Raw genomic sequence first — 26157 nt, forward strand, 5'->3', positions numbered from 1 at the left:
TCGTTACCTCCAGTGGAGGTAACGACGTAGCGACTGACGCGGCATAGAATAAGCAGTAGCGCACCACACACAACATACCAACCGAGGTAACCCAAGTGCCACAAATCGTCATCCTCCCACACCCGGTGTTCTGCCCCGACGGCGCCGTGCTTGAAGCGACAGCCGGCAAGTCGGTCTGCGACGTCCTGCTCGACAACGACATCGACATCGAGCACGCCTGCGACCGCGTCTGCGCCTGCACCACCTGCCACGTGATCGTGCGCGAAGGCTTTGAGTCGCTGAACGAGCAGGAAGAAAAAGAAGAAGACATGCTCGACAAGGCCTGGGGCCTGGAGCCCAATTCGCGCCTGTCGTGCCAGGCGATCGTTGCGGACGAAGACCTGGTGGTCGAGATCCCGAAATACACGATCAACCACGCCGCCGAAAAGAACCACTGAGCCGTCCATGAAGCGCGTTGACCAAGCCAGGAAAGTCCCGGCGCCACAGGAACTGCCGCCGGAGGTCCGTCCCGGCCAGTCGATCGAGCTGCTCAAGGAGCTGCACATCCTGACCCGCGACGGCAAGTTGAACCAGGACAGCCGCCGCAAGCTCAAGCAGGTCTACCACCTGTACAACTTCATCGAGCCGCTGCTGCGCGACGTCAAGAACGACAAAGGCAGCGTGTCGCTGGTCGACCACGGCGCCGGCAAGTCCTACCTCGGCTTCATCCTGTACGACCTGTTCGTCAAGGCCGAGGGCGAAGGCTCCCACATCTACGGCATCGAGACCCGCGAAGAGCTGGTCAGCAAATCGACCGAACTGGCAGCGCGCCTGGGTTTCAATGGGATGTCGTTCCTGCCGCTGTCGGTGGCCGAGTCGACCACCTCGACAGAGTTGCCCCAGACAATAGACATCGTCACCGCGCTGCATGCCTGCAACACCGCCACCGACGACGCCATCGACTTCGCCCTCAAGAAGAAGGCGAAACACATGGTGCTGGTGCCGTGCTGCCAGGCCGAAGTCGCCACCGTGCTGCGCAAGAACAAGGGCAAGGACCTGGGCCGCAGCGCGCTGACCGAGATCTGGCGCCACCCGATCCACACCCGCGAATTCGGCAGCCAGATCACCAATGTGCTGCGCTGCCTTCAGCTCGAGGCCCACGGCTACCAGGTCACGGTCACCGAACTGGTGGGCTGGGAACATTCGATGAAGAACGAGCTGATCGTCGCTACCTATAAAAATCTGCCGCGCCGCCGGCCGAGCGAACGCCTGCACGAAGTGCTGCAAGAGGTCGGCCTTGACGAAATGAAGAGCCGTTTCTATACCCCGCAAGCAGAGACCACGGACTAAGAAGATGAGCCAAGACCAACAGCGCTGGATCGACCTGCGTAGCGACACCGTGACCCAGCCGAGCGCCGCGATGCGCGCCACCATGGTGGCCGCCCCGGTCGGCGACGACGTCTACGGCGACGACCCGACCGTCAACCGCCTGCAGGACTATGCGGCCGAGCTGTTCGGTTTCGAAGCGGGCATGTTCGCCCCAAGCGGCACCCAGACCAATCTGATCGCCCTGATGACCCACTGCGGCCGCGGCGACGAATACCTGGTCGGCCAGGAAGCGCACACCTACAAGTACGAAGGCGGCGGCGCCGCGGTGCTGGGCAGCATCCAGCCGCAGCCGATCGCGAACCAGCCGGACGGCAGCATCGCCTTGGCCGACATCGAGGCCTACATCAAGCCGGACGATATGCACTTCGCCCGCACCCGTCTGCTGGCGCTGGAAAACACCATCGGTGGCCGCGTGCTGAGCCAGGAATACATCGCCGCTGCGACCACGCTCGCCCACGATAAAGGCCTGGCGACCCACCTCGATGGCGCCCGCATCTGCAACGCCGCCGTCAAGCAGAGCATCAGCCTGGTTGACGCGGTCAAAGGTTTCGATACCGTGTCGGTCTGCCTGTCCAAGGGCCTGGGCGCGCCGGTCGGTTCGGTCCTCTTGGGACCGAAGTCCTTCATCGAGCAGGGCAAGCGCTGGCGCAAGATGCTGGGCGGCGGCATGCGCCAGGCCGGCGTGATCGCTGCTGCGGCCCACTACGCGCTGGAGCACAATGTCGCGCTGCTCGCCAACGACCACGATAACGCGGCCGAACTGGCGCGCGGCCTGGGCAAGATCGAACAGCTCAGCGTCGGCACGCCGCAAACGAATATCTTCTGGATGGACGTGCCGGCCGCCGCCTGCGCGCCGCTGCGCCAGGCGCTCGAGAGCGCGCAGATCCGCGCCACGGTCGGCCCCAGAATGCGCCTGGTGACCCATCTCGACATCTCGAACGCCGACATCAAGCGCACCATCGACGTATTCACCGAATTTTTCTCTGATTGGCACGCATGACCGCACCATCGAACACCGACGACGGCATCCGCCTCGCGAAACGCGTCGCTGACGTAGCGGGGTGCTCGCGCGCCGACGCCGAACGCTATATCGCCGGCGGCTGGGTCAGCGTCGATGGCGTGGTGGCCGAAGATCCCGCCACCCGCGTCACGGCCGGGCAACAGGTCCTGATGCTGCCTGGCGCGACCCCGGTCGAGCCGGAGCCGGTCACCATCCTGCTGCACAAGCCGGCCGGCGTCGAACAGGACGCGCTGCTGGCAACGATCGGCGCCGACACGCAAGTGCTGGACAATGGCTTCGGCAAGCCTTTCCTGCGCCGGCACCTGTTCAAGTTGGCGCTGGCGACGCCGCTCGAGACGACGGCATCCGGCCTGGTCGTGTTCAGCCAGGACTGGCGCGTGATGCGCAAGCTCGTCGAAGATGCGCCGCGCAACGAATACGAATACGTGGCCGAGGTGGACGGCAAGATCGCCGAGGGTGGCCTCGATAAACTGGGCCGCATGTTCCGCGCCAGCTGGCAAAGCGAGGCCCGCCTGCGCATCGCCGGCAAGAACATCCAGCGTGGCCAGATCGAGCGCCTGTGCGGCGACGTCGGCCTGAAGGTCACCGCGCTGCGCCGCCTGCGCATCGGCCGCATTTCCATGGGCAGCCTGCCGCCGGGCGGCTGGCGTTACCTGCGCGACGTCGAGCGCTTCTGAGTCTGTACCGCTTCCAAGTTCTACTTATGCCAAGTTCGTTCCGCCTGGTCGCGACCAGCGTCCTGTTTTTCCTGTTGCTGGGGCCCGTGATCCCGGTGATCGAATTCACCCTGGCCACCTTGTTCACCAAGGGCCGCATCGAGCTCATGCCGTCGTTCTACCTGGCGGCGCTGCTGTTCGGCGCCCTGATCGCGGGCGCGCTCGGCCTTGCCCACGGCATGCTGGTGGCGCTGGCCGTCAAGCTCGAGCCGCTGCGCCGGCGCCTGCAGACCACGCCGCGCCGCGTGCTGCTGGGCGCGGGCGCGGCGCTGCTGTGCGGGCTGGCGATGACGGCGCTCACGCTCTACATCGCGCGCCATTCCTATGGCGACCTGCTGGGCGGGATGGACCCGAACAACCCGGATCCATGGAAGATCATCCGCGCCTATATGGTGATCGAGCTGTTCATCCTGCCGGCGCTGGCCTGCGGCATCCTGTTCCAGCTGCTGCCATGGCCGCGCAAGCTGATGCAGCGCGCCGTCGAACGCAGCTGAGAAGTCATACGGCTGTCATCTTGCGTCCATATGCTGTCGATCTTTCATCCTTGGAAAATCGACAACCATGTTCCAGCGCCGCGCCACCAAACCTTCCCGTTATCTTCCGGGTTACGTCCCGATGCTGAGCGCGATCGCGCTGGCCTGCGTGCTCGCGGCCTGCGGTGGCGACGACGACGATCCGACCCCGACCACGCTCGCGCTGCAGAAGATCGGCGGCTATAACGGCGGGGCGGCCGGCGCGGCCGAGATCACGGCCTATGATGCGGGCAGCCGTCGCCTGTTCGTCGTCAACGGCGCCAACGGCACGGTCGACGTGCTCGACCTGGCGGCGCCAGCCACGCCGAAACTGATCGGCACCATCAATGTGGCCAGCCTGGGCAAGGCGGTCAACAGCGTCGCCGTGCATGACGGCCTGGTGGCGCTGGCGATCGAATCCAATCCCAAGACCCAGCCGGGCACCGTCGCCTTCTACAATGCGGCCGACCTCAAGCTGGTCAATAGCATCAAGGTCGGCGCGCAGCCCGACATGCTGACCTTCACGCCGGACGGCACCAAGGTGCTGGTCGCGAACGAGGGTGAGCCGAGCGGCTATGGCGTGGCCGGCACGACCGATCCGGAAGGTTCGGTCAGCGTCATCACCGTCAACCGTGGCGGCACGCCATCGGTGGCGACCGCCGACTTCCGCGCCTTCAACGGCCAGGAAGCCGCGCTGCGCGCGCAGGGCATCCGCGTCTATGGACCGAACGCCAGCGCAGCCCAGGACTTCGAGCCGGAATACATCACCGTCAGCGACGACGGCCGCACCGCCTGGGTGACCCTGCAAGAGAACAACGCGATCGCCATCGTCGACGTGGCGACGGCCAAGGTCACCGCGGTCAAGCCGCTCGGCTTCAAGGATCACAGCGTCGCCGGCTTCGGGCTGGATGCGTCGGACGAGGACGGCGGCACCAATACCAATAGCGGTTCGCCGGCCATCAAGATCGGCCCGCAGCCGGTGAAAGGCATGTACCTGCCGGACGCCATCGCCAGCTATTCGGTGGACGGCAAGCATTACCTGATCACGGCCAACGAGGGCGACGCGCGCGCCGACTGGCCGGGCTTCAATGAAGAGAGCCGCGTGCGTGCGCATTGCACGGCAGGGCTGGACCCCGCTGTCTTCCCGGACGCCGCGAACCAGATCTTCGATTCGAACCTGGGGCGCCTCCGTATCACGACGACGCCGAATGGCGGCAAGGATGGAAAGAACGCGGCAGGGCAATGCAACGAGCTGTACACCTTCGGCGGCCGTTCGTTCTCGATCTGGGACACCGACATCAAGCGCGTCTACGACTCGGGCGACGAATTCGAGCAGCGCACCAAGGCGCTGCCGAACGTCAAATTCAACGCCAGCAACGACAACAACGACCTGGAAGACCGCAGCGCGTCGAAGGGCCCCGAACCGGAAGGCGCGGTGGTCGGCAAGTTCGGCAACAAGCACTATGCCTTCATCGGCCTGGAGCGCGTCGGTGGCGTGATGGTGTATGACGTGAGTAAACCGTCCCAGGCTTCCTTCGTCACTTACCTGAACACCCGCGACGGCGACAAGGGCGACCTGGGTCCGGAAGGCCTGACCCTGATCCCGGGGCACAAGTCGCCGAACGGCAAGCCGCTGCTGATCGTCGGTAATGAAGTCAGCGGCACCACCGCCGTCATGCAGATCAACCTGACTTACTGATCCGCGCGCTTGCGCAGCAGCTGCATGCCGATCGCGGCGGCGACCACCGCCGCACCAGCCACCAACGCCTTGTTGGCCGGCTGGCTCGGCTGCGGCCTTGGCTGATTGAGACGGCTCGGATCGGCATGCAGGCCGCTGGCGCCGTGCGGCGCTTCGTATAGCGCGCCACGCGTATCGTGCGTGCGTTCCGCCCGCTTGGCCCACGCATCCATGAAACGGCTCATGCCGGCCGCGACGAGATTCGGCGCCAGCTGGGTGGCCTTCATGGCGGCGGCTGGCGCGCCGATCACGGTCGTGTCGCGCGGACGGCGCGCCAGCTTGACGACGGCGTCGGCCACGGTTTCCGGCGCCAGCGCTCCCGGCGGATACGAGAGATGGGCGCCGCTATAGTTGGCCGCATGGCTGAAGCCGGGCGAATCCACGAAAGTAGGGTACACGTCGCAGACGTGGATATGGCGCCGCTTGCCCACCTCGGCGCGCAGGGCTTCGCTAAAGCCGCGCAGGCCGAACTTGCTGGCCGCGTAGGCTGCAGCATAGGGCGTGGCGACATAGCCGCCGGACGAGATCATATTGACCCAGATGCCGTGGTCCTGTTCCAGGAAGATCGGCAGCACCGCGTGCGCATCGTTCATGTGGGTGAGCAGGTTCGTCTCGATCACCTGGCGGTGGTCGGCCATGGGCACGTCGTGGTATTTGCCGACCACGCCGGCGCCGACATTGCTGAACCAGAGGTCGATCTGTCCCAGGATACCCCGCGCCTCGCGCGCGAAGGCTGCCACCGCCTGGGCGTCGGTCGCGTCGACCACCACCGTTTCGGCCCGGCCGCCGGCCTGGAAGCAGCGGCGGGCGACATCGTCGAGGCCTTCCTTGCCGCGCGCGCCGAGCACCAGGTCGGCGCCTTCGCGGGCAAAGGCGATGGCGGTCGCGGCGCCGATGCCGCTCGAGGCGCCCATGATCACCACGCGGAGATTCGATCGCTTCATCGTTGACCTTTCATTCACAGTGAAAAGGCCGATTATTCCGCGATTCCGGATGCCGCCGCGTTCGAATGCCGCGCAGCAAGCTCGAGGGAGGACTAGCGCTTGATCTTGGGCAGCTGGACCAGGCGGGTGCCGGCCAGGCGGTCGTGCAGGAACTGGCGGTCCTTGTCGAGGAAGGCGGTGAGCGCCCAGACGGCGATACCGACTACAAGCGCAACGGCGATCTCGCCCTTTGCGTGCAGCCCGGCCGCTGCGCACACGAGCAGCGCCGGCGCAAACCAGCCCCAGGCCAGCAGGTAGCGCACGATGGCCGTGCGCCACGGCAGGCGCGCGTGGCCGGCCTGGGCCACCTTGATGCGCCAGGTCTTCATGGCCAGCGTGTGGCCGCTGTCGCGCCAGCACCAGGTGAAGTAGAGGCCCGTCACCAGGAACAGCCACAGCTTGAGCCCATGCTGGAACAGCGGCTCCTGGCGGTTGCCGGTGAGGAGGAGGTAGACCAGTACCGCCAGCATCTCGACGGCGAACAGCAGGAACAATTCATAGACCATCACCGTCACGCGGCGCTTGACGGTCGGCGTCGGGAAGAAAGTCGCGTGCGCCGGAGTGGCTGCGCCCGCAGCGGCAAGCGGTTCAGTTGCTTGCATTGGCGGCCTGCGCGGGTGCCTGCTGGCCGCCCGGGGTGGCGATCGCGCCGCCATCGGCGGCAGAACCGGCCGCCGGACCCGGCGTCGCCGGGGAGACGGGAGCAGGGACGCTCTGCACTGCCGGCGGCACGCCCGCGGTGTCGGTCGGCACCACGGTATCCGTGCCGATCAGGATGCAATCGGCGCCGCGGCGGGTGGTGTTCGGCGGGCAGGGGGTCGGCGTGACGAGCATCGGCGCTTCAGGCAGCGCCACCGGGATGCTCTTGTGGCGCGCCGCTGCCGGGCTGTTGGCCAGCTTGCGTTTCTGGTCGGCCGACAGCTGCTTGTAGTTTTCCCAGTCGGCCGCCTTGTCGCCGCCCTGGGCCAGGCGGCTGGTGCGGCTGTAGTTCTCGCGTGCGAGTTCGCGCTGCTCGGGAGTGAGCTTCATCCACTGGCGCATGCGTTCGTGCACGCGCTGCTGCTCGGACGCGGGCATCGAGGCGAAGCGGGCCGACATCTCGATCCACTTGCGCTTGCGCGGTCCTTCCATCTGGTTCCACTCGGGTTCCAGCGGCGCCAGCGCCACTTGCTGGGCGCTGCTCAGGTCGTTCCACAGGGGCTTGTCGAAGGTTTTGGACGACTTGCGTTCGCCATCAACGGCATCGGCCACCGACGGCAGGACGGACGGGGCGTCGAAACGGTCGACGATGACCCAGGCGATGACGCCCGCTACCAGCACCCCGGCCACGGTTTTCAGGACGGGAAACCGTGCTTTCGAGGCGCTGGGCTTCGATGCGCGAGACTGTGAAGCGTCGTTCTTCGTCATTGCCGGCGCTGCTGCGACTCCAGATAGGCGCTAAAGCCCGGGTCGAGGTACGCGTTGAGCGGCAATTCATCGGAGAGCACGGCCGCGTCGATGTCGGCCAGCTCGGCGATCTGCTGTTGCTGTTCGTGCTGGTAGACGCCGCCCATGCCGATCACCAGGGCCAGGACCGGCACCGCGACGGCCAGGCGCGACATGGCCGGGCCGCTCACGGCATTGCCGAAGCCGGCCAGCATCTGGCGCCAGCCGGAAGGGGCAGGCTTGAAATACTCGACAGGCGCGTCCGCCTTCTTTCGCGCGAGCGCGGCCGCGCGCGCGGCAGCCAGCCGGTCGGTGGTCGATGCCGGCAAGGTGTCGAGCTGTTCGTTCAGTGCATGGCGGATTTTATACGCCAGGTTGATGTCGTCGGTATTCATAATGTGATTCCCTTGGCCTTGAGCGCTGCGGCGAGGGCGTGGGTGGCACGGGAGCAATGTGTCTTGACGCTGCCTTCGGAGCATCCCATTGCTTCGGCCGTTTCGGCCACGTCCATATCCTGCCAGTAACGCATGAGGAAGGCTTCCCGTTGACGCGTTGGGAGCTTTTGTACTTCTTCTTCGATCAAGCGCAAAGTTTGTTCACGCTCAAGCTGGTCCGCACTCGACTCTGCGGCGGCCGATCCATCTTCGGCCGCGTATGAGGCAAGTATATCAAAGTCGTCATCGTCATCTCCCTCACGGCGGCTGAAGCCCGAAAACAGGCTGACCCAGGTGTTGCGCACCTTTTCGCGGCGGAAGTAATCGAGGATCGTCGTCTGCAGGATGCGCTGGAACAGCATCGGCAGCTCGGCGGCCGGCTTGTCGCCATATTTTTCGGCCAGCTTGATCATGGCGTCCTGGACGATGTCCAGCGCCGACTCGTCCTTGCGCACCGCATACACCGCCTGCTTGAACGCACGCCGTTCGACATTCTCGAGGAAGTCGTTGAGTTCTTTATCTGTGGCCATGCGGGTTCAAGGAAGCGCTCGTCTTACTCGTGCTTTAGGGAAAACCTTCGCATCCTAGCAAAAAACGCCCTGGCCTGCACCGACATCTCACAGTGGAGGCAGACGGTAATGTCATATGCATAACGTTTAAAAACTGCATGAAGATACGCGAAATCATTCGTTGTTCGCCTATTGGAGCGTCATTACGCTGTCAACACGACCATCCAGCCTCCGCCATCATGCCGCTCGATATTCCCCGCCAAGCATTTGCTGTCCACCCCATCGTTGGCGCGCCGCTGGGCGCCGAAGTCGTCGGCCTTGACCTGTCGCGTCCGCTCAGTGCGCAAGATTTCGAACGCCTGCACCGCGCCCACCTCGACCACCACGTGCTGGTGTTCCGCGACCAGCACATCACGCCTGCCGAGCAGGTGGAGTTCAGCCGCCGTTTCGGGCAATTGCAGATCCACGTGCTGCGCAATTTCCAGCTGGCAGGCCATCCCGAAGTATTGATCGTCTCGAATATCCGCGAGAACGGCGAGCCGATCGGCCTGGGCGATGCCGGCCATTTCTGGCATTCCGACCTGTCGTACAAGGAAACGCCGAGCCTGGGCTCGATGTTGCATGCGCAAGAGTTGCCGGAAGAAGGCGGCGACACCCTGTTCGCGAACCAGCACACGGCTTGGGAAGCCTTGCCTGACCATCTGAAGCGCGAGGTCGAAGGCTTGCAGGCCGAGCACTGGTATCTGGCGAAGTATGAAGAGTTGCGCCAGAAAAACCCGTTCCGTCCAAAGCTCACCCAGGCCCAGATCGACGAAGTCAAGCCGGTCAGTCACCCGGTGGTGCGCACCCATCCCGAAACCGGCCGCAAGGCCCTGTTTGTCAGCGAGCACTTCACGACCCGCATCCTGGGCGTGCCGGAACAGCGCAGCCGCGAACTGCTCGACGCGCTGTTCGACCACAGCACGCGCGCGCCCCACGTGTACCGCCATCAGTGGCAGCCGCACGACATGGTGTTCTGGGACAACCGCTCGCTGATGCACCTGGCGGCCGGCTGTCCGGACCACCTGCGCCGCAAGCTGTACCGCACGACCATCGAAGGCGACGTTCCGTTCTGACTCAACCCGGGAAACCCATGAAATACCACAAGAAGTTCATTGCATTAGGCGCCGCGCTGGCTCTGGCGCTGCCATCATTGGCCCAGGCCGAAGGCCAGATCCGCATCGCCGAGCAGTTCGGCGTGGTCTACCTGCTGTTGAACGTGGCGCAAGACCAGAAACTCATCGAAAAGCATGGCAAGAAGCAGGGCGTCGACATCGATGTCGGCTGGATCAAGCTTTCCGGCGGCGCCGTGATCAACGATGCGCTGCTGTCGGGCTCGATCGATATCGCCGGCGCCGGTGTCGGCCCCCTGATGACGATCTGGGACCGCACCAAGGGCCGCCAGAATGTCCGCGGCGTCGCCTCGCTGGGCAGCTTCCCGTATTACCTGATCAGCACCAATCCGAACGTCAAGACCATTGCCGACTTCGGCCCGAAGGACCGCATCGCCTTGCCGGCGGTGACGGTGTCGGTGCAGGCCCGCATCCTGCAGATGGCCGCCGCCAAGCAGTGGGGCAATGCCCAGTTCAAGAAACTCGACCCGATCACCCAGACCTTGCCCCACCCGGACGCCGCCGCGGCCCTGATCGCCGGCAAGACCGAACTGAACGCCCACTTCGGCGGGCCGCCATTCCAGGAGCAGGAACTTGCCGGTAACCCGAACGCGAAAATCGTGCTCGATTCCTACCAGGTGCTGGGCGGGCCGGCGTCGGCAACGGTGCTGTATGCCACCGAGAAATACGTAAAGCAAAATCCCAAGACCTACCGCGCCTTCCTCGATGCGCTGGCCGAGGCGGCCGAGTACATTGCGACCAATCCGGACGGTGCGGCCGATGCCTACCTGCGGGTCAACAAGGGCAATATCGACCGCGCGCTGCTGCTGAAGGTGATCAAGGATCCGAAGACGCAGTTCCGTGTGGCGCCGCAGAATACGCTGGGCCTGGCGCAATTTTTGCACCAGGTCGGCGCCATCAAGAACAAACCGGCCTCGTGGAAGGATTACTTCTTCGAGCACCCGGTGATCGCCAACGGGAGCTGAGATGATTACGCCCGTCATACCTCTGAACCTGGTCCAAAAAGTTGCAACGCCTGAACCACTGCTGCGCGCCGAGCACGTCACGCTCGAGTATGCGAGCGAACGAGGCATCGTGCGGGCCACCGACGACGTCAGCTTCGACGTCCACCGCGGCGACCGCTTCGTGCTGCTGGGGCCGTCCGGCTGCGGCAAGTCGACCTTGTTGAAAGCGATCGGCGGCTTCATCGCGCCGCGCGCCGGCAGCCTCAGCCTGTCCGGCAAGCCGATCACGGGGCCGGGACCGGACCGCATCGTCGTGTTCCAGGAATTCGACCAGCTGCCGCCATGGAAGACGGTGCGGCAGAACGTGATGTTCCCGATGGTGGCGGGCGGCGTAGCGCGTGGCGAGGCTGACCGGCGTGCCCGCCACTGGCTGGGCAAGGTCGGGCTGGCGCGCTTCGCCGATGCCTATCCGCACACCTTGTCGGGCGGCATGAAGGCGCGGGTGGCGATTGCCCGCGCGCTGGCGATGCAGCCGGCCGTGCTGCTGATGGACGAGCCGTTCGCCGCGCTCGATGCGCTGACCCGGCGCAGCATGCAGGAAGAACTGCAGGCGCTGTGGGACGAGATCGGTTTTACGATGCTGTTCGTGACCCACTCGATCGAGGAAGCGCTGGTGGTGGGCAACCGCATCCTGCTGCTGTCGCCCCATCCGGGCCGGGTACGGGCCGAGCTCAACAGCCACCAGGTCAGCTTGTCGAGTGCAGGCAGCCAGGAATTCCAGGCGGCTACCCAGCGCATCCATGGGCTGCTGTTCGGCGCCGAAGATGCCGCGCCCGATGTTCGCGAGGGTGCTCACCTCGTGGCGGAGGCGCATTGATGACGACCTTGCATGAACCGCCGATCCGTCCCGAGTACATCCTTCCATTGCGGCCGGTCGTCGCCGCGCCGTCGTCTGCGGCGTCCGTGTCGCTGGACCGTTTCGGCTGGCTGAGAAAACCCGCCATCCTGCTGGCGCTGGCCGTCGTGTGGGAATCGCTCGCGCGCTGGTTCGACAACGACCTGCTGCTGCCGGGCGCACTGCAGACCGGCCGCGCCTTCGTGGACGGCATGCTGTCGGGCGAGCTGATCGGCTATGTATCGGTGTCGCTGGCGATCCTGGGCCAGGGCTTCCTGCTGGGCGTGGCGGGTTCTTTCCTGCTGACCTGGCTGGCGGTGTCCAACCGCTTCGGACGCGAACTGATCGATACCCTGACCTCGATGTTCAATCCGCTGCCGGCCATCGCACTGCTGCCGCTGGCCCTGCTGTGGTTCGGGCTCGGCAAGGGCAGCCTGTTGATGGTGCTGGTGCACTCGGTGGTGTGGCCGCTGACCCTGAATGCCAGCGCCGGTTTTCGCGCCGTGCCCGAAACCCTGCGCATGGCGGGGCGCAACTACGGCCTCGGCGGCTTGCGCATGGTGTTGCAGATCCTGATCCCGGCGGCGCTGCCGGCCATCCTGTCGGGCCTGAAAATCGGCTGGGCGTTTGCCTGGCGCACCCTGATCGCGGCCGAGCTGGTATTCGGCAGCACCTCGGGGCAGGGCGGGCTGGGGTGGTATATCTTCCAGAGCCGCAATGAACTGTTCACCGACAAGGTGTTCGCGGGGCTGGCGACCGTGATCCTGATTGGCCTCGCCATCGAGCACTTCGTGTTTCAGGCGCTGGAAAGAGTTACCGTGCGGCGGTGGGGGATGCAGCGGTGAGCGCGTGGACGGCGTAGCCGGCTGCGCGCCCCGGTCCACCCTAAGACCTACGCACCCCACGCAAAAACGGCGCACTTTATAGGGCTTTCGCCAAATTTGTTGCACCACTTTTGTTCATGAAGCGATTTTTATCTTTCCTTCTTGACCAAAATGGTGCGGCGCGGTAAGGTGTCCCTCACGCTTTGCACCCCCAAGGCTTTTACGTCATCCGGATTCGGCACACAAGGCCCAGTCCGGTTATGACACGCTTTCATTTGTAGGCAGTTTGCTCCGACCCGCGCCACAAGCGCGAGAGATGCGTAAGACCGCTACAAACACTCACGCTCAACGAGTTGCGCCCAGCGCCGGTGCGTAAGGACCCTACGGTGTCCGAAACATCGACGTGCACGCAGAAAGTAGTCAAGCCTGAGGGTTGTCGCGCAAAGACGCATATCGTCAGGAACGGGCATCCGATCAATCTCCCATTGGGTTTTGAAAGGAATGTACATGAGTAACGATTCAGCCGTCCCGATCACGGGCGCTGAGATAGTGGTCCGTTGTCTGGCAGAAGAGGGCGTCAAGCACGTCTTCGGTTACCCGGGCGGCGCGGTCCTCTATATCTACGACGCGATCTTCCAACAGGACAAATTCCAGCACGTCCTCGTTCGCCACGAACAGGCCGCGGTGCACGCCGCCGACGCCTATTCGCGCAGCTCGAATACCGTGGGCGTCGCCCTGGTCACTTCCGGCCCCGGCGTCACCAATGCCGTCACCGGTCTTTCCACCGCGTATATGGATTCGATCCCGATGGTCGTAATCTCGGGCCAGGTGCCGAGCCACGCGATCGGCCAGGATGCGTTCCAGGAATGCGATACCGTCGGCATCACCCGTCCGGTGGTCAAGCACAACTTCCTGGTCAAGGATGTGCGCGATCTGGCCTCGATCATCAAGAAAGCCTTCTTCATCGCCCGTACCGGCCGTCCCGGCCCCGTGCTGGTCGATATTCCGAAGGACATCACCGTCAATAAATGCCTGTTCGAGTACCCGCGCGAGATCGAAATGCGCTCGTACCGTCCGGTCGACAAGGGCCATGCCGGCCAGATCCGCAAGGCGGTCCAGCTGCTGCAGAACGCCGAGCGTCCGATGATTTATGCGGGCGGCGGCGTGATCCTGGCCAATGCCTCGGATGAACTGAACCGCCTGGTCGAGAAAACCGGTTTCCCGATCACGAATACGCTGATGGGCCTGGGCGGATCGCGCTCTTCCGATCCGCACTTCGTCGGCATGCCGGGCATGCACGGCACCTATGAAGCGAACATGGCGATGCAGCACTGCGACGTCCTGATCGCCATCGGCTCCCGCTTCGACGACCGCGTGATCGGCAATCCGAAGCACTTCGCCTCGCATCCGCGCAAGATCATCCACATCGACATCGACCCTTCGTCGATCTCGAAACGGGTGCGGGTCGACATCCCGATCGTCGGCAACGTCAAGGACGTGCTGGTCGAACTGCTGTCGCAGCTGGACGCCGGCAATGTCTCGCCGAACACCAATGCGCTGCAGGGCTGGTGGAAGCAGATCGCCGAATGGCGTGGTCGCGACTGCCTCAAGTATCCGACCTCCGATACCGTGATCAAGCCGCAGTCGGTGATCGAGCAACTGCACCGCGTGACCGATGGCGACGCCTTCATCACGTCCGACGTGGGCCAGCACCAGATGTGGGCCGCGCAGTACTACCCCTTCGACAAGCCGCGGCGCTGGATCAACTCCGGCGGCCTGGGCACGATGGGCGTCGGCCTGCCGTACGCGATGGGCGTGCAGATGGCCAATCCGGATGCGACCGTGGCCTGCGTCACCGGTGAAGGGTCGATCCAGATGTGCATCCAGGAGCTTGCCACCTGCAAGCAATACCACCTGACGCCGAAGATCATCCTGCTCAACAACCGCTTCCTGGGCATGGTGCGCCAGTGGCAGCAGATCGACTACGGTTCGCGCTATTCCGAGTCGTACATGGATTCGCTGCCCGATTTCGAGAAGCTGGCCGAGGCCTATGGCCACGTCGGCATGCGCATCGAGAAGCCGGGCGACGTCGAGGGTTCGCTGCGTGAAGCGTTCGCCATGAAAGACCGCCTGGTCTTCATGAACTTCATCACCGACCAGAACGAAAACGTCTGGCCGATGGTCAAGGCGGGCCGCGGCCTGAACGAAATGCTGCTCGGCTCGGAGGACCTGTGATGCGACACATTATCTCAGTCCTCCTGGAGAACGAAGCCGGCGCGCTGTCGCGCGTTGTCGGCCTGTTCTCGGCGCGCGGCTACAACATCGAAACCCTGACCGTGGCCCCGACCGAAGACGCGACCCTGTCGCGCATGACGATCGTCACCTCCGGTTCGGACGACATCATCGAGCAGATCACCAAGCACCTGAACCGCCTGATCGAGGTGGTGAAGGTGGTCGACCTGACCGAAGGCCAGCACATCGAGCGCGAGCTCATGCTGATCAAGGTGCGCGCGGTCGGCAAGGAGCGCGAAGAAATGAAGCGCACCGCCGACATCTTCCGCGGCCGCATCATCGATGTCACCGAAAAGACCTACACGATCGAGCTCACCGGCGCCAAGTCGAAGCTGGACGCCTTCATCGACTCGATCGACCGGGCTTCCATCCTCGAGACGGTCCGTACCGGTGGCTCGGGCATCGGACGCGGCGAACGCATCCTAAAAGTCTGACCAAAAACGCTGAATGAACGACGTAGGGTTGGCGGGTCTCCCGCCGACGCGTTACGCCCGAATACCCACTAAATTACTCAAATACAGGACACCCAAATGAAAGTTTTCTACGACAAAGACTGCGACCTCTCCCTCATCAAAGGCAAGAACGTCGCCATCATCGGCTATGGCTCGCAAGGCCACGCCCACGCCCAGAACCTCTCTGAATCGGGCGTCAACGTCACCGTCGGCCTGCGCCGCGGCGGCGCGTCGTGGGGCAAGGTCGAGCAGGCCGGCCTGAAGGTCGCCGAGGTCGACGAGGCAGTGAAAGCTGCCGACGTCATCATGATCCTGCTGCCGGACGAAAACATCGCCGAGGTCTACAACAAGAACGTCGCCCCGAACGCCAAGCAGGGCGCCGTGCTGGCCTTCGCCCACGGCTTCAACGTCCACTACGGCCAGGTCGTGCCGCGTGCCGACCTCGACGTGATCATGGTCGCGCCGAAAGCGCCGGGCCACACCGTGCGCGGCACCTACACGCAAGGTGGCGGCGTGCCGCACCTGGTCGCCGTCTACCAGGACAAATCGGGCGCGGCGCGCGACATCGCGCTGTCGTATGCCATGGCCAACGGCGGCGGCCGTGCCGGCATCATCGAGACCAACTTCCGCGAAGAAACCGAGACCGACCTGTTCGGCGAGCAGGCCGTGCTGTGCGGCGGCGCCGTCGAGCTGATCAAGGCTGGCTTCGAAACCCTGACCGAAGCCGGCTACGCGCCGGAGATGGCGTATTTCGAGTGCCTGCACGAGCTGAAACTGATCGTCGACCTGATCTACGAAGGCGGCATCGCCAATATGAACTACTCGATCTCGAACAACGCGGAATACGGCGAGTACGTCACCGGCCCGCGCATCGTCACCGAGCAGACCAAGGAAGCGATGCGCCAGTGCCTGAAGGACATCCAGACCGGCGAATACGCCAAGAGCTTCATCCTGGAAAACAAGGCCGGCGCCCCGACCCTGATCTCGCGCCGCCGTTTGACCGCCGAGCACCAGATCGAAGAAGTCGGCGCCAAGCTGCGCGGCATGATGCCGTGGATCGCCAAGAACAAGCTGGTGGATCAGTCGAAGAACTGATGTTTCCGGGGCAGTAGCGCTGCGTTTGCGCTACTGTTCCAACGAGCTTCAGCACGTCGTCCCCGCGCAGGCGGGGACCCAAGTCATGCGCACGCCACCTACGTTCAAGTATGTGGCTGCTCGGGAAAACTTGGGTCCCCGCCTGCGCGGGGACGACGTTGTTTTGGGCATGCGGTTATTCGGGCTGTTACAAATTCGACCGTAAACCTACTCATTTGCAACTGTCCATTACAAAATCACGATGGAATCATTGTGATTGGTATCGTATAAGTGCTGTCAGACATATGTCGCAACTTATAGGAGAACAATAAATGGCTGTTTCTAAATCCCTCGTCGCCGCCGCCCTGGTCCTGGCCTTCAGCGCCGCCCAGGCGCAAAACCTGCCGTCGCCGGCCACCAGCGGCACCATGGTCGTGGTTCCCGCCTTCGGCGAAGTCAAGCACGCCAACGACCAGGCCACCGTGGTCTTCGCCGTCGAAGAGCACGACAAGGACAAGAACGCTGCCGCCGACCGCGTCAACCGCAAGATGAAAGAGGGCACCGAGATCGTGCGCCGCGCCGATCCGAATGCCGAACTCAAGACCCAGGGCTATTACACCTATCCGGTCTATCCGGAAGTGCCGCCGCAGCCGGTTGGCCGCACCACGCAGCAGCCGGTCAAGCCGGTGCCGATCGCCTGGCGCGTCGGCCAGTACCTGGAAGTGAAGACGACCAACCTGGCCGCGCTGCCAAAGACCGCCGCCTCTGCCCAGAAGGTGCTGCAGATCAATGGCGTCAATTTTGGCCTGAGCCCAGAGCTCCTGAAGCGCCTGGACGACCAGCGCATCGCCGCAACCTACCAGAACCTGAACGAGCGCATCGTCTCGATCGCCAAGGCCATGGGCCGCCAGCCAACCGACGCCGTGCTCGATACGGTCGATTTCGAAGGCTCGGGCAACTATGCGGGCGATGCCGCGGCGCCGCAGGCCATGATGATGCGCAGCGCCAAGCGCGAGATGGCCGATGAGATGTCGGAACCGAGCTTCGAGCCGGGCGAAACCACGCTGCAAATGCGGGTCGTGGGCAAGGTCAAGTTCAAGTAAAAGCTGGCTGTGTTCAAGTAAGCGCCAGGCAATCGCCAGTCGGGTTAGCGTAGTGTTTCGCTAACACGTGTCCCCACCTCTATAATGTGGGGGAACTGTCGCTCGGCGACTTACTTGAATACGAATCCTTATGCCAACCTTTCCACGAAGAAGAACACCAGGGACAACGCCAAAGGGTCCACGATTTTCCCGCCTGAAAAAGCGTTTCGGCCGCCGTGCGGAAGACCGCCAGGCCGGCGAACGTGGGCGCGGCATCTACCTGCTTCCCAACGCCTTCACCACCGCGGCCCTGTTCTGCGGCTTCTACGCCATCGTCATGGCGATGAACCAGCGCTTCGAGCATGCCTGCTGGGCGGTGTTCATCGCCATGATCCTCGACGGCCTGGACGGACGCATCGCGCGCCTGACCAATACCCAGTCCGAGTTCGGCGCGCAATATGACAGCCTGGCCGACATGGTCTCGTTCGGCGCCGCGCCGGCCCTGGTGATCTATGAATGGTCGCTGCGCGGCCTCGGCAAGCTGGGCTGGATCGCGGCCTTCATCTACTGCGCCTGCGCCGCGCTGCGGCTGGCGCGCTTCAACACCAATATCCAGGTGGTAGACAAGCGCTTCTTTCAGGGCTTGCCGAGCCCGGCCGCCGCGGCGCTGGTGATCGGCTTCATCATGATGATGATCGACCCCGACATCAGCGTCAGCGCGCGCAAGGTGGATTGGGTGTCGTGGTGCATCGCCGTGTTCGCCGGCCTGACCATGGTGTCGAATGTACCGTTCTATAGTTTCAAAGACATCAATTTCAGGAAGTCGGTGCCGTTCATCGCGGTGTTCCTGATCGCGCTGGTGCTGGCGCTGCTGGCGATCGATCCGCCCAAGGTGCTGTGGCCGATCTTCGTGGTGTATGGCCTGTCGGGCTATGCCGTGTATGTCTGGCAGAAGGCCAAGGGCAAGCCGGTCAGCATCATTCCGCTCGACGACGAGCCGGACGACGTGCGCCGCTGATGTCGCTGCCTGGCTGCCGTTCGCGCTTGACGAAGACGCTCGCCGTCGCCGCGGCGGCGCTGGCCGTCGTGGTCCTGGCCGGCGCCTTGAGCGCCTGTTCGCCGCTCGGCCTGGTCAATGCGGTGTCGCCGGGCGGAACGGCGCGTTCGGTCGCGACGGCCGCCTTCGGCCCCGACCCGCGCCACGTGCTGTCCATCTACCGGCCCGCATCGGGCGCGAGCAAGGCGCCGGTGATCGTCTTCTTCTACGGCGGCAACTGGGTCAGTGGCGAGCGCGACGATTATGCCTTCGTCGGCCGTTCGCTGGCCAAGCGCGGATTCGTGGTGGTGATTCCCGATTATCGCCTGTATCCGCAGGCCAGTTATCCCGGCTTCCTGCACGATGGCGCGCGGGCATTGGTCTGGACCGAACGCCGGATCGCGGCCTATGGCGGCGATCCGAAACGCCTGTTCGTCATGGGGCATAGCGCGGGCGCCTATAACGCGGCGATGCTGGCGCTCGATCCACGCTGGTTGCGCGAACAGGGCAGTAGCCCCAACATCCTGCGCGGCTGGATCGGCCTGGCGGGCCCGTATAACTTCTTGCCCGTCGAGAACGAGACCACGCGTCCCGTTTTCCATTACCCCGATACGCCGCGCGACTCGCAGCCGATCGCTCACGTCACGGCCGGGGCGCCGCCGGCGCTGCTGATCGCCGCCCGCAACGACACGACGGTGAACCCGGAACGCAATACCGGCGCGCTCGCGGCCAGGATGCGCAACGCCGGCGTTCCCGTGCGCGAGGAGTACTACGACAACGTCAACCACGCCACCCTGGTGGCCACGCTATCATCCACGCTGAGCCGCCTGGCGCCAAGCCTGGACGCGGTCGAGGATTTCGTGCGCAGCGACGGCGGTCGACGCACCGCTCCGGCAGCTCCGGCAAAGTAGCGCCTAGAAGCCGAAGCGGTCGCGCGGTTCGTACATCGGATCGGGACCATTCATCATCTGGCGCACGACGCCTTGCCCGTCGAAGTGAACGTGCATCAGCGAATTCCAGACGCCGGCTTCCTTGTAGCGATAGGACCAGACTTCATAATCCTTCATGGCGACATGCGATCGCTCGGCCGGACGACCGACGGTACGCAGCACCTGGTCCTTGTTTGCTCCATCGATTTTAATCGTGGCAAATTTCTCGCTCGTGAGCACTTGCTCGTATGAGAGCAGGCGGCCATCCGGGCCGAGGTGCGCCATCCAGGTGAATTGGCCCATGGGGCCGGTGGCGTATTCGAGCGTACGCGACGCGCCGTCGGCATACACCGCGGTTGGCATTCCCATCTTGGCTTGGATCACATCCTGCGTGTCGCCGGGGTTCGGCGGCGTGCGCATGGCGCATGCCGTCAGCAACAAGGTGGCGATGAATATTGTTGGTTTGATCATTGTGTTCTCATCGTCGCGGCACTCACCAGCTGCCGCGATCCTGTGGGTTGTACATGGGATCCGATGCATTCAGCATCTGGCGCACCACGCCTTGCCCGTCAAAATGGACGTGCATCAGTGAATTCCACACGCCGGCTTCCTTGTAGCGATAGGACCATACCTCATAGTCGTGCATGGCGACGCGCGAGCGCTCGGCCGGATGGCCGAAGATGCGCAGCATGTCGTCCTTGGTCGCATGGTCGATTTTAACGGTGGCAAATTTCTCGCTTGTGAGGACTTGCTCGTAAGCGGTAAGGCGGCCATCCGGGCCCAGGTGCGCCATCCAGGTGTATTGACCCATGGGGCCGGTTGAATACTCGAGCGTGCGTTGCGCGCCGTCGGTGTAGACCGCGGTGGGCGCGCCCATCTTGAACTGGACCACGTCCTGCGGATCGCCAGGGGCGGGCGCCTGGCGGATGGCGCAAGCAGCCAGCAGCAGGGCGGTGGCCAGCGTTGTAGATTTGCTCATCTTGTTCATGATTGTCACCTGTGTCGAGCTTGCCAGCCGGACGGGGTCCTGTCCAATCGCGGAAGGAAGATAGCAAACACTGGTTCGAGCCGGCGTTTTGCACTATACTAGCGGGTCTGTCCAATCCGGACAGGTATTTGATAACTCACGGTGCCTGGGGTTCCGACTCTTGCACCGCATGTGAAAGGTAACATCATGTCGGTTGAAAACATCAACAAAGCCGCGATCATCGCGGACAACGCCCGTGGCGAAAAAGACACCGGTTCCCCAGAAGTGCAAGTTGCACTGCTGACCGCACGCATCAATGACCTGAACGGTCACTTCAAAGAGCACAAGAAGGATCACCACTCGCGCCGCGGCCTGATCATGATGGTCAACCGTCGTAAGAGCCTGCTGGCCTACCTGAAGAACAAAGACCTGAACCGTTACCGCGATCTGATCTCGAAACTGGGCCTGCGTAAGTAATTGCAAGCTTGCTTCAGACGGTTTAGTCAAAAAATGCCTGCGCCAGGAATCTAGCGCGGGCATTTTTCGTTTTTGCGGTTTGTTTTTGCTGTAAAGGTTGCTAAGGCAACCCGTGGTGAGAGGTGAACGACAGCTCCTGAAAATCTGTCGGTAAAATGAAAGGGATTACCCAATGTTTAATAAAGTTACGAAAACCTTCCAGTACGGTCAACACACGGTCACCCTGGAAACGGGTGAAATCGCGCGCCAGGCAAGCGGCGCCGTCGTCGTGTCGGTCGAAGACACCGTCATCCTGGCAACCGTGGTTGCGCGCAAGGACGCCAAGCCGGGCCAGGATTTCTTCCCGCTGACCGTCGACTACATGGAGAAAACGTACGCTGCGGGTAAGATCCCTGGCGGTTTCTTCAAACGCGAAGGCCGTCCTTCCGAAAAAGAAACGCTGACCTCGCGCCTGATCGACCGTCCGATCCGTCCGCTGTTCCCGGAAGGCTACCTGAACGAAGTCCAGGTCATCATCCACGTGCTGTCGGTCAACCCTGAAATCGATCCGGACATCCCTGCGATGATCGGCGCCTCGGCAGCCCTGTGCATCGCCGGCATCCCGTTCGCCGGTCCGATCGGCGCCGCGCGCGTCGGCTACGCCAACGGCCAGTACATCCTGAACCCGACCACCACCGAGCTGAAAACCTCGCAGATGGACCTGGTCGTGGCCGGCACCGAAACCGCCGTCCTGATGGTGGAATCGGAAGCCCAGCAACTGTCCGAAGAAGTCATGCTCGGCGCGGTCGTGTTCGGCCACGAGCAGATGAAGGCCGTGATCGACGCGATCCACGACCTGGTCGCCGAAGGCGGCAAGCCGGAAGTCGAATGGGCACCGGCGCCAAAGAACGAAGAACTGATCGCCCGCGTTGGCGAACTGGCCGGCGCCAAGGTCCGTGACGCCTACCAGACCCGCGAAAAATCGGCGCGCCAGCAGAAGCTGAAGTCGCTGTCGTCGGAAGTGATGGCCGAGCTGTCGGCACAAGGCGTCGCCGCCGATGCTGGCGATGTCGGCAACATCCTGTTCGACATGGAAGCCAAGGTCGTGCGTTCGCAGATCCTGGACGGCGAGCCACGCATCGACGGCCGCGACACCCGCACCGTGCGTCCGATCTCGATCCGCTCGAGCGTCCTGCCGCGCACCCACGGCTCGGCCCTGTTCACCCGCGGCGAAACCCAGGCGCTGGTCGTTGCCACCCTCGGCACCGCCCGCGACAGCCAGAAGATCGACGCGCTGATGGGCGAGTACACCGACGACTTCATGATGCACTACAACATGCCTCCGTTCGCCACCGGCGAAACCGGTCGCGTAGGCACCCCGAAGCGCCGCGAAGTCGGCCACGGCCGCCTGGCCAAGCGCGCGCTGATCGCTGCACTGCCTAACCCTGAAGACTTCAGCTACTCGGTCCGCCTGGTGTCGGAAATCACCGAGTCGAACGGTTCGTCGTCGATGGCGTCGGTCTGCGGCGGCTGCCTGGCGCTGATGGACGCCGGCGTGCCAATGAAAGCGCACGTGGCCGGTATCGCCATGGGCCTGATCAAGGAAGGCGGCAAGTTCGCGGTCCTGACCGACATCCTGGGCGACGAAGATCACCTGGGCGACATGGACTTCAAGGTGGCCGGCACCGCGCAAGGCATCACCGCGCTGCAGATGGACATCAAGATCCAGGGCATCACCAAGGAAATCATGCAAGTGGCGCTGGCGCAAGCCAAGGAAGGCCGCCAGCACATCCTGGGCGAAATGCAGAAGGCCATGCCGACCGTGAAGACCGAGCTGTCGGACTTCGCACCGCGCCTGATCACCATCCGCATCAATCCTGAAAAGATCCGTGACGTGATCGGCAAGGGCGGCGCCGTCATCCGCGCGCTGACCGAAGAAACCGGCACCCAGATCGACATCAGCGATGAAGGCGTGGTCACCATCGCGTCGGTCGATGCCGCCGCCGGCCAGGAAGCCAAGCGCCGCATCGAAGAGCTGACCGCATCGGTCGAAGTGGGCAAGACCTACGACGGCACCGTGTTGAAGCTCTTGGACTTCGGCGCGATCGTGCAGGTCATGCCAGGTAAAGACGGCCTGCTGCACATCTCGCAGATCGCCAACGAGCGCGTCAACGCCGTTGCCGACTACCTGAAAGAAGGCCAGCAAGTGCGCGTCAAGGTCCTGGAGACCGACGAGCGCGGTCGTCTGAAGCTGTCGATGAAGGCGGCTGATCCGGTCGAAGGCGCAGCGCAGTAATAAGCTGCAAGCAACAGAGCGGTTCGCCGCTCGATGAAAAAACCGCCAGTGCGTGAGCCTGGCGGTTTTTTATTTGGCGTTGCTTATGTATGTTTTCGCACGGAACGGTTCGATTCCCGGTTCTATGCTGGTTTCGTGGATTGGATAAATACAAGCCACGGGACCGCAGACAGCGGCGCCGGGATGGCGATGGGCGCCGCTGTCGACAAGGATGATAGCAACACCAGTCACGTCCTGCGGCCGGACCTGACCGGGCATGGGCACCACACGAATCATGAAGACCCCTACGCAGACGTCGAACGATGGAATCACTGGCGACATTCCAGGGTCAACGAAGAAACGACGCAGCGGCGCGACCTTGTCGGTGGCTGCGTGGAAGCAGTTCATTGGCGTCGCCAAGCCTTACTGGCTGGGCGACGAGAAGGGCAGGGCGTGGCTGCTGCTCACGCTCCTGATCGTGCTGATGCTGGTGGAAACCAAGCTCGCGGTCATGCTCAATGACCAGGCCGGGGAAATGACCTCGGCGCTGGCGGGCCGGGATCACCCGCGTTTCTGGACCTCGGTCCAGGCCTGCCTGGTCGTGCTGGCGTTCGCCGTGCCGATCTATGCCTTCTACTACTATATGCGCGACCTGTTCGCGAACCAGTGGCGGCGCTGGCTTACCCGGCGCTTCCTCGACGGCTACCTCGGTGGGCGCAAATACTACGAGCTCGGCTCGAACCGCGAGATCGACAACCCTGACCAGCGCATCAGCGAGGACGTGAACACCTTCACCGGCCGCTCCATCCACTTCATGCTGATTTTCCTGGGCTCGCTGATGCAGCTGGTCGCCTTCAGCGCCGTCCTGTGGTCGATCTCGCAGGTGCTGGTGGGCGTGCTGGTTGCTTACGCATTGGTGGGAACGATGGTGGCGCTGTACGTGTTCGGCAATCCGCTGATCCACCTGAATTTCTGGCAGCTGCGGCGCGAAGCGGATTTTCGTTTCAGCCTGATACGCGTGCGCGAAAACGCCGAGTCGATTGCGTTCTATGGCGGCGAGGCGCAGGAGCGCGCGCGCATCGACAACAAGTTCAACAAGGTCATCCATAATTTCTCGCGCCTGATCAAGAAGCAGCGCGCGCTCAACCTGTTCCAGCGTACCTTCAGCCAGCTCACCCTGGTGCTGCCGTTCGTGATCCTGGCCGATGCCGTGCTGTCGGGCCAGCTGGAGGTGGGACGGGCGGTGCAGGCTGCCGGCGCCTTCACCGCGGTGCTGACGGCGGTGGGCGTCATCGTTGACAACTTCGAAAGCCTGAGCCGCTTCGTGGCGGGCATCGGCCGCCTGCAGACGCTGTCGAGCCATGTGCTGCCCGCGCCGCAATCCGCGGGCGAACCGGCATGTGATCCATCATCGCGTATTCAACGCACGCCCTGCTCGCACCTCAGGATCGAGTCGCTTACGCTGTGCCCGCCGCAATCCGAACGGGTCCTGATCAAGGACCTGACACTGGCGGTGCAACCTGGCGACGCCTTGCTGATCACCGGCGACAGTGGATGCGGAAAAAGCTCGCTGCTGCGCGCGATCGCCGGCCTGTGGCACCAGGGCAGCGGCACGATCCACCATCCGCCGCGCGAGGAGTGCTTCTTCTTGCCGCAGCAGCCGTATATGCAGCCGGGTACCCTGCGCAGCCAGCTCATCTATCCCAGCGACCGCACCGACCTGAGCGACGAGCAGCTGCTGGCCATCCTGGAGCAGGTGCACCTGCCTTACCTGGCCGGCCGCGTCGGCGGCCTCGATGCCGTGCTGGACTGGGAAAAGCTGCTGTCGATCGGCGAACAGCAGCGGCTGGCGTTCGGCCGCGTGCTGGTGCACGAGCCGCGCATCGTCATTCTCGACGAAGCCACCAGCGCGCTCGATAGCGCCAACGAATCTTCGTTGTACAAGCGCCTGCGCGACAAGGGGACGACGCTGGTCAGCATCGCCCACCGCGCCGGTGTGCTGCGTCACCATACCCATGTGCTGTGGCTGACCGGCGAGGGCTGCTGGGAGATGCATGCCGCGGCGGATTACCAGTTCGGCGCGATGGCGCCGCAGGCCGCCGCATGGCAGCCGCGCGAGACGGCACTGGCGGGTTAGTCGGCTGCGCTCACCGCCCAGGCCTGTCAGGCCTTCAGGTCCGCATCCTGGGCAACGTCCTTTTGCGCGTCTAGCCGGGTCAGCCGATCGGTGAGCGCCGACCGGATCGACTCATAGGCGGTCGAGCCCAGCGTGATACGGCGTGGCGCCGGCGCCTGGCCTGCCGAGTCGATCATGATCTCGACCATCCGCACCGGGTCGCCGGTCAGCTTAAAACTGCCGTCCGCCAGCGCGCGCCGCACGCCACCCGATGGCGTGTCGGCATACTCCGGCATCGCCGGCGCGGCATCGAGACCGGCCGCGAAGTTGGTCGGCGTCGGCCCCGGCTCCGCCAGCGTGAACTCGATACCGAACGGCGCGACTTCCTGCGCTACCGATTCGACGAAGCCTTCGATCCCCCATTTGGTCGCGTGATACACGCTGAAGTTCGGATAAGCCATCTGGCCGCCTTCGGACGAGACCTGGATCACCCGCCCGCCGCCTTGCGCGCGCAGATGGGGCAGGGCGGCGCGGATCAGCCCGATCGATCCGAGCAGGTTGGTATCGAGCTGGCGCTTGACTTGCTCATCGCTCAGCTCTTCGGCCGCACCGAACAGGCCATAAGCCGCATTGCTGACGACGACGTCGATGCGCCCCAGTTCCGCAAAAGCGCGCGCCATCACGCGGCGAATCGCCGCATCGTCGGTGACGTCGAGCTGCGCCACCCACAGCTGCCCGGGATGCCGTTCCTGCAGCTCGGCCAGCACGGCAGGATTGCGCAGCGTGGCCGCGACGCGGTCGCCCCGCGCCAGCAGTTGTTCGGTCATGATGCGGCCAAAGCCGGTCGAGGTGCCGGTGATGAACCAGGTGCGTTGCATGGTCGTTCTCCTTGTCTTGGTGGTCGCCGGATGGCTGCCCTTGAAAACAGAATAGACGA

The 26157-nt window shown here is 63.8% G+C and carries 28 protein-coding genes; 19 read left to right on the top strand and 9 right to left on the bottom strand.

Annotated elements, in window-relative coordinates; genetic code table 11:
* Window positions 1-95 precede the first annotated feature (95 nt).
* The 6 genes from fdx (at window position 96) to SOM61_RS20405 (ending at window position 5316) form a co-directional block, all read left to right on the top strand.
* A complete protein-coding gene (gene fdx / locus SOM61_RS20380) occupies window positions 96-437 on the top strand; it encodes an ISC system 2Fe-2S type ferredoxin (RefSeq protein WP_320475771.1) in 342 nt (113 codons plus the stop codon).
* Window positions 438-444: 7 nt separating this feature from the next.
* On the top strand, window positions 445-1329 hold the full coding sequence (locus SOM61_RS20385; RefSeq protein ID WP_320475772.1) for a class I SAM-dependent methyltransferase: 885 nt from the start codon (window positions 445-447) through the stop codon (window positions 1327-1329).
* 4 nt (window positions 1330-1333) lie between these two features.
* Window positions 1334-2368 carry a low-specificity L-threonine aldolase gene (gene ltaE / locus SOM61_RS20390; RefSeq protein ID WP_320475773.1) on the top strand — a complete coding sequence of 345 codons (1035 nt, stop codon included), beginning with the start codon at window positions 1334-1336 and terminating at the stop codon, window positions 2366-2368.
* Window positions 2365-3066, top strand: a complete 702-nt coding sequence (locus SOM61_RS20395; RefSeq protein ID WP_320475774.1) for an RNA pseudouridine synthase — start codon at window positions 2365-2367, stop codon at window positions 3064-3066. The genes ltaE and SOM61_RS20395 overlap by 4 nt, the downstream gene beginning before the upstream one ends.
* Before the next feature lie 26 nt (window positions 3067-3092).
* On the top strand, window positions 3093-3599 hold the full coding sequence (locus tag SOM61_RS20400) for a hypothetical protein (protein WP_320475775.1): 507 nt from the start codon (window positions 3093-3095) through the stop codon (window positions 3597-3599).
* Between the two features lie 67 nt (window positions 3600-3666).
* Window positions 3667-5316, top strand: coding sequence for a choice-of-anchor I family protein (locus SOM61_RS20405; protein WP_320475776.1), 1650 nt, complete (start codon window positions 3667-3669; stop codon window positions 5314-5316).
* Here the strand turns inward: SOM61_RS20405 and SOM61_RS20410 are convergent.
* From SOM61_RS20410 to SOM61_RS20430, 5 genes are all read right to left on the bottom strand, one after another.
* Window positions 5310-6299, bottom strand: a complete 990-nt coding sequence (locus tag SOM61_RS20410; RefSeq protein WP_320475777.1) for an SDR family oxidoreductase — start codon at window positions 6297-6299, stop codon at window positions 5310-5312. The genes SOM61_RS20405 and SOM61_RS20410 overlap by 7 nt on opposite strands.
* Before the next feature lie 92 nt (window positions 6300-6391).
* Window positions 6392-6940: an RDD family protein gene (locus tag SOM61_RS20415; RefSeq protein WP_320475778.1), complete on the bottom strand. Its 549-nt coding sequence runs from the start codon at window positions 6938-6940 to the stop codon at window positions 6392-6394.
* On the bottom strand, window positions 6927-7745 hold the full coding sequence (locus SOM61_RS20420; RefSeq protein ID WP_320475779.1) for a DUF3106 domain-containing protein: 819 nt from the start codon (window positions 7743-7745) through the stop codon (window positions 6927-6929). The genes SOM61_RS20415 and SOM61_RS20420 overlap by 14 nt, the downstream gene beginning before the upstream one ends.
* The gene (locus SOM61_RS20425) at window positions 7742-8158 is read right to left on the bottom strand and encodes a DUF3619 family protein (RefSeq protein WP_320475780.1); all 417 of its coding nucleotides are present in this window, start codon (window positions 8156-8158) and stop codon (window positions 7742-7744) included. Before SOM61_RS20425 ends, SOM61_RS20420 begins: the two co-directional genes overlap by 4 nt.
* Window positions 8155-8727 carry an RNA polymerase sigma factor gene (locus SOM61_RS20430; RefSeq protein WP_123070640.1) on the bottom strand — a complete coding sequence of 191 codons (573 nt, stop codon included), beginning with the start codon at window positions 8725-8727 and terminating at the stop codon, window positions 8155-8157. Before SOM61_RS20430 ends, SOM61_RS20425 begins: the two co-directional genes overlap by 4 nt.
* Window positions 8728-8945: 218 nt before the next feature.
* Between SOM61_RS20430 and SOM61_RS20435 the strand changes: the two genes are divergently transcribed.
* The 10 genes from SOM61_RS20435 to SOM61_RS20480 all read left to right on the top strand — a co-directional run bounded on the left by SOM61_RS20435 (window position 8946) and on the right by SOM61_RS20480 (window position 19388).
* Window positions 8946-9821 carry a TauD/TfdA dioxygenase family protein gene (locus SOM61_RS20435; protein WP_320475781.1) on the top strand — a complete coding sequence of 292 codons (876 nt, stop codon included), beginning with the start codon at window positions 8946-8948 and terminating at the stop codon, window positions 9819-9821.
* Window positions 9822-9838: 17 nt separating this feature from the next.
* On the top strand, window positions 9839-10843 hold the full coding sequence (locus tag SOM61_RS20440; RefSeq protein WP_320475782.1) for an ABC transporter substrate-binding protein: 1005 nt from the start codon (window positions 9839-9841) through the stop codon (window positions 10841-10843).
* Between the two features lies 1 nt (window position 10844).
* Window positions 10845-11699: an ABC transporter ATP-binding protein gene (locus SOM61_RS20445; protein WP_320475783.1), complete on the top strand. Its 855-nt coding sequence runs from the start codon at window positions 10845-10847 to the stop codon at window positions 11697-11699.
* Window positions 11699-12562, top strand: a complete 864-nt coding sequence (locus tag SOM61_RS20450) for an ABC transporter permease (RefSeq protein ID WP_320475784.1) — start codon at window positions 11699-11701, stop codon at window positions 12560-12562. Before SOM61_RS20445 ends, SOM61_RS20450 begins: the two co-directional genes overlap by 1 nt.
* A 486-nt stretch (window positions 12563-13048) precedes the next feature.
* Window positions 13049-14776, top strand: a complete 1728-nt coding sequence (locus tag SOM61_RS20455) for an acetolactate synthase 3 catalytic subunit (protein ID WP_320475785.1) — start codon at window positions 13049-13051, stop codon at window positions 14774-14776.
* Window positions 14776-15267 carry an acetolactate synthase small subunit gene (ilvN, locus tag SOM61_RS20460; RefSeq protein ID WP_005666354.1) on the top strand — a complete coding sequence of 164 codons (492 nt, stop codon included), beginning with the start codon at window positions 14776-14778 and terminating at the stop codon, window positions 15265-15267. Before SOM61_RS20455 ends, ilvN begins: the two co-directional genes overlap by 1 nt.
* A 96-nt stretch (window positions 15268-15363) precedes the next feature.
* A complete protein-coding gene (gene ilvC, locus SOM61_RS20465) occupies window positions 15364-16380 on the top strand; it encodes a ketol-acid reductoisomerase (RefSeq protein WP_320475786.1) in 1017 nt (338 codons plus the stop codon).
* A 311-nt stretch (window positions 16381-16691) separates the two neighbouring features.
* The gene (locus tag SOM61_RS20470; protein ID WP_320475787.1) at window positions 16692-17462 is read left to right on the top strand and encodes an SIMPL domain-containing protein; all 771 of its coding nucleotides are present in this window, start codon (window positions 16692-16694) and stop codon (window positions 17460-17462) included.
* Window positions 17463-17592: 130 nt separating this feature from the next.
* Entirely contained in the window at window positions 17593-18459 is an 867-nt protein-coding gene (gene pssA / locus SOM61_RS20475; protein ID WP_123070704.1) for a CDP-diacylglycerol--serine O-phosphatidyltransferase, read from the top strand.
* Window positions 18459-19388 (top strand): alpha/beta hydrolase, encoded by a 930-nt coding sequence (locus SOM61_RS20480; RefSeq protein WP_414675047.1) that lies wholly within the window; start codon window positions 18459-18461, stop codon window positions 19386-19388. The genes pssA and SOM61_RS20480 overlap by 1 nt, the downstream gene beginning before the upstream one ends.
* Window positions 19389-19391: 3 nt before the next feature.
* Here the strand turns inward: SOM61_RS20480 and SOM61_RS20485 are convergent, their stop codons facing one another.
* Complete coding sequence (locus SOM61_RS20485) at window positions 19392-19877, bottom strand: outer membrane protein assembly factor BamE (protein WP_147933105.1); 486 nt, start codon at window positions 19875-19877, stop codon at window positions 19392-19394.
* A gap of 22 nt (window positions 19878-19899) precedes the next feature.
* Window positions 19900-20385 (bottom strand): hypothetical protein, encoded by a 486-nt coding sequence (locus SOM61_RS20490; protein WP_229493325.1) that lies wholly within the window; start codon window positions 20383-20385, stop codon window positions 19900-19902.
* Window positions 20386-20580: 195 nt separating this feature from the next.
* Here SOM61_RS20490 and rpsO point away from each other — a divergent pair, with 195 nt between their 5' ends.
* Window positions 20581-20850 (top strand): 30S ribosomal protein S15, encoded by a 270-nt coding sequence (gene rpsO, locus SOM61_RS20495; protein ID WP_137173370.1) that lies wholly within the window; start codon window positions 20581-20583, stop codon window positions 20848-20850.
* A gap of 172 nt (window positions 20851-21022) precedes the next feature.
* Complete coding sequence (pnp, locus tag SOM61_RS20500) at window positions 21023-23125, top strand: polyribonucleotide nucleotidyltransferase (RefSeq protein WP_147933107.1); 2103 nt, start codon at window positions 21023-21025, stop codon at window positions 23123-23125.
* 69 nt (window positions 23126-23194) lie between these two features.
* Here the strand turns inward: pnp and SOM61_RS20505 are convergent, their stop codons facing one another.
* On the bottom strand, window positions 23195-23512 hold the full coding sequence (locus SOM61_RS20505; protein WP_320475789.1) for a hypothetical protein: 318 nt from the start codon (window positions 23510-23512) through the stop codon (window positions 23195-23197).
* Between SOM61_RS20505 and SOM61_RS20510 the strand changes: the two genes are divergently transcribed.
* On the top strand, window positions 23511-25241 hold the full coding sequence (locus SOM61_RS20510; protein ID WP_414675053.1) for an ABC transporter ATP-binding protein/permease: 1731 nt from the start codon (window positions 23511-23513) through the stop codon (window positions 25239-25241). The two genes, SOM61_RS20505 and SOM61_RS20510, sit on opposite strands and share 2 nt — an antisense overlap.
* 26 nt (window positions 25242-25267) lie before the next feature.
* Here SOM61_RS20510 and SOM61_RS20515 read toward each other — a convergent pair whose 3' ends face one another.
* On the bottom strand, window positions 25268-26098 hold the full coding sequence (locus tag SOM61_RS20515; RefSeq protein WP_320475791.1) for an SDR family oxidoreductase: 831 nt from the start codon (window positions 26096-26098) through the stop codon (window positions 25268-25270).
* Window positions 26099-26157 lie beyond the last annotated feature (59 nt).

It is taken from the genome of Massilia sp. CFBP9012 (assembly GCF_034045115.1).
Taxonomy (GTDB): Bacteria; Pseudomonadota; Gammaproteobacteria; order Burkholderiales; family Burkholderiaceae_D; genus Telluria.

Bases quoted from the DNA above. Each gene is read 5' to 3' on its own strand.
- SOM61_RS20385 (WP_320475772.1), top strand. From the start codon at position 445: ATGAAGCGCGTTGACCAAGCCAGGAAAGTCCCGGCGCCACAGGAACTG.
- ltaE (WP_320475773.1), top strand. From the start codon at position 1,334: ATGAGCCAAGACCAACAGCGCTGGATCGACCTGCGTAGCGACACCGTG.
- SOM61_RS20395 (WP_320475774.1), top strand. From the start codon at position 2,365: ATGACCGCACCATCGAACACCGACGACGGCATCCGCCTCGCGAAACGC.
- SOM61_RS20400 (WP_320475775.1), top strand. From the start codon at position 3,093: ATGCCAAGTTCGTTCCGCCTGGTCGCGACCAGCGTCCTGTTTTTCCTG.
- SOM61_RS20405 (WP_320475776.1), top strand. From the start codon at position 3,667: ATGTTCCAGCGCCGCGCCACCAAACCTTCCCGTTATCTTCCGGGTTAC.
- SOM61_RS20410 (WP_320475777.1), bottom strand. From the start codon at position 6,299: ATGAAGCGATCGAATCTCCGCGTGGTGATCATGGGCGCCTCGAGCGGC.
- SOM61_RS20415 (WP_320475778.1), bottom strand. From the start codon at position 6,940: ATGCAAGCAACTGAACCGCTTGCCGCTGCGGGCGCAGCCACTCCGGCG.
- SOM61_RS20420 (WP_320475779.1), bottom strand. From the start codon at position 7,745: ATGACGAAGAACGACGCTTCACAGTCTCGCGCATCGAAGCCCAGCGCC.
- SOM61_RS20425 (WP_320475780.1), bottom strand. From the start codon at position 8,158: ATGAATACCGACGACATCAACCTGGCGTATAAAATCCGCCATGCACTG.
- SOM61_RS20430 (WP_123070640.1), bottom strand. From the start codon at position 8,727: ATGGCCACAGATAAAGAACTCAACGACTTCCTCGAGAATGTCGAACGG.
- SOM61_RS20435 (WP_320475781.1), top strand. From the start codon at position 8,946: ATGCCGCTCGATATTCCCCGCCAAGCATTTGCTGTCCACCCCATCGTT.
- SOM61_RS20440 (WP_320475782.1), top strand. From the start codon at position 9,839: ATGAAATACCACAAGAAGTTCATTGCATTAGGCGCCGCGCTGGCTCTG.
- SOM61_RS20445 (WP_320475783.1), top strand. From the start codon at position 10,845: ATGATTACGCCCGTCATACCTCTGAACCTGGTCCAAAAAGTTGCAACG.
- SOM61_RS20450 (WP_320475784.1), top strand. From the start codon at position 11,699: ATGACGACCTTGCATGAACCGCCGATCCGTCCCGAGTACATCCTTCCA.
- SOM61_RS20455 (WP_320475785.1), top strand. From the start codon at position 13,049: ATGAGTAACGATTCAGCCGTCCCGATCACGGGCGCTGAGATAGTGGTC.
- ilvN (WP_005666354.1), top strand. From the start codon at position 14,776: ATGCGACACATTATCTCAGTCCTCCTGGAGAACGAAGCCGGCGCGCTG.
- ilvC (WP_320475786.1), top strand. From the start codon at position 15,364: ATGAAAGTTTTCTACGACAAAGACTGCGACCTCTCCCTCATCAAAGGC.
- SOM61_RS20470 (WP_320475787.1), top strand. From the start codon at position 16,692: ATGGCTGTTTCTAAATCCCTCGTCGCCGCCGCCCTGGTCCTGGCCTTC.
- pssA (WP_123070704.1), top strand. From the start codon at position 17,593: ATGCCAACCTTTCCACGAAGAAGAACACCAGGGACAACGCCAAAGGGT.
- SOM61_RS20480 (WP_414675047.1), top strand. From the start codon at position 18,459: ATGTCGCTGCCTGGCTGCCGTTCGCGCTTGACGAAGACGCTCGCCGTC.
- SOM61_RS20485 (WP_147933105.1), bottom strand. From the start codon at position 19,877: ATGATCAAACCAACAATATTCATCGCCACCTTGTTGCTGACGGCATGC.
- SOM61_RS20490 (WP_229493325.1), bottom strand. From the start codon at position 20,385: ATGAGCAAATCTACAACGCTGGCCACCGCCCTGCTGCTGGCTGCTTGC.
- rpsO (WP_137173370.1), top strand. From the start codon at position 20,581: ATGTCGGTTGAAAACATCAACAAAGCCGCGATCATCGCGGACAACGCC.
- pnp (WP_147933107.1), top strand. From the start codon at position 21,023: ATGTTTAATAAAGTTACGAAAACCTTCCAGTACGGTCAACACACGGTC.
- SOM61_RS20505 (WP_320475789.1), bottom strand. From the start codon at position 23,512: ATGAACTGCTTCCACGCAGCCACCGACAAGGTCGCGCCGCTGCGTCGT.
- SOM61_RS20515 (WP_320475791.1), bottom strand. From the start codon at position 26,098: ATGCAACGCACCTGGTTCATCACCGGCACCTCGACCGGCTTTGGCCGC.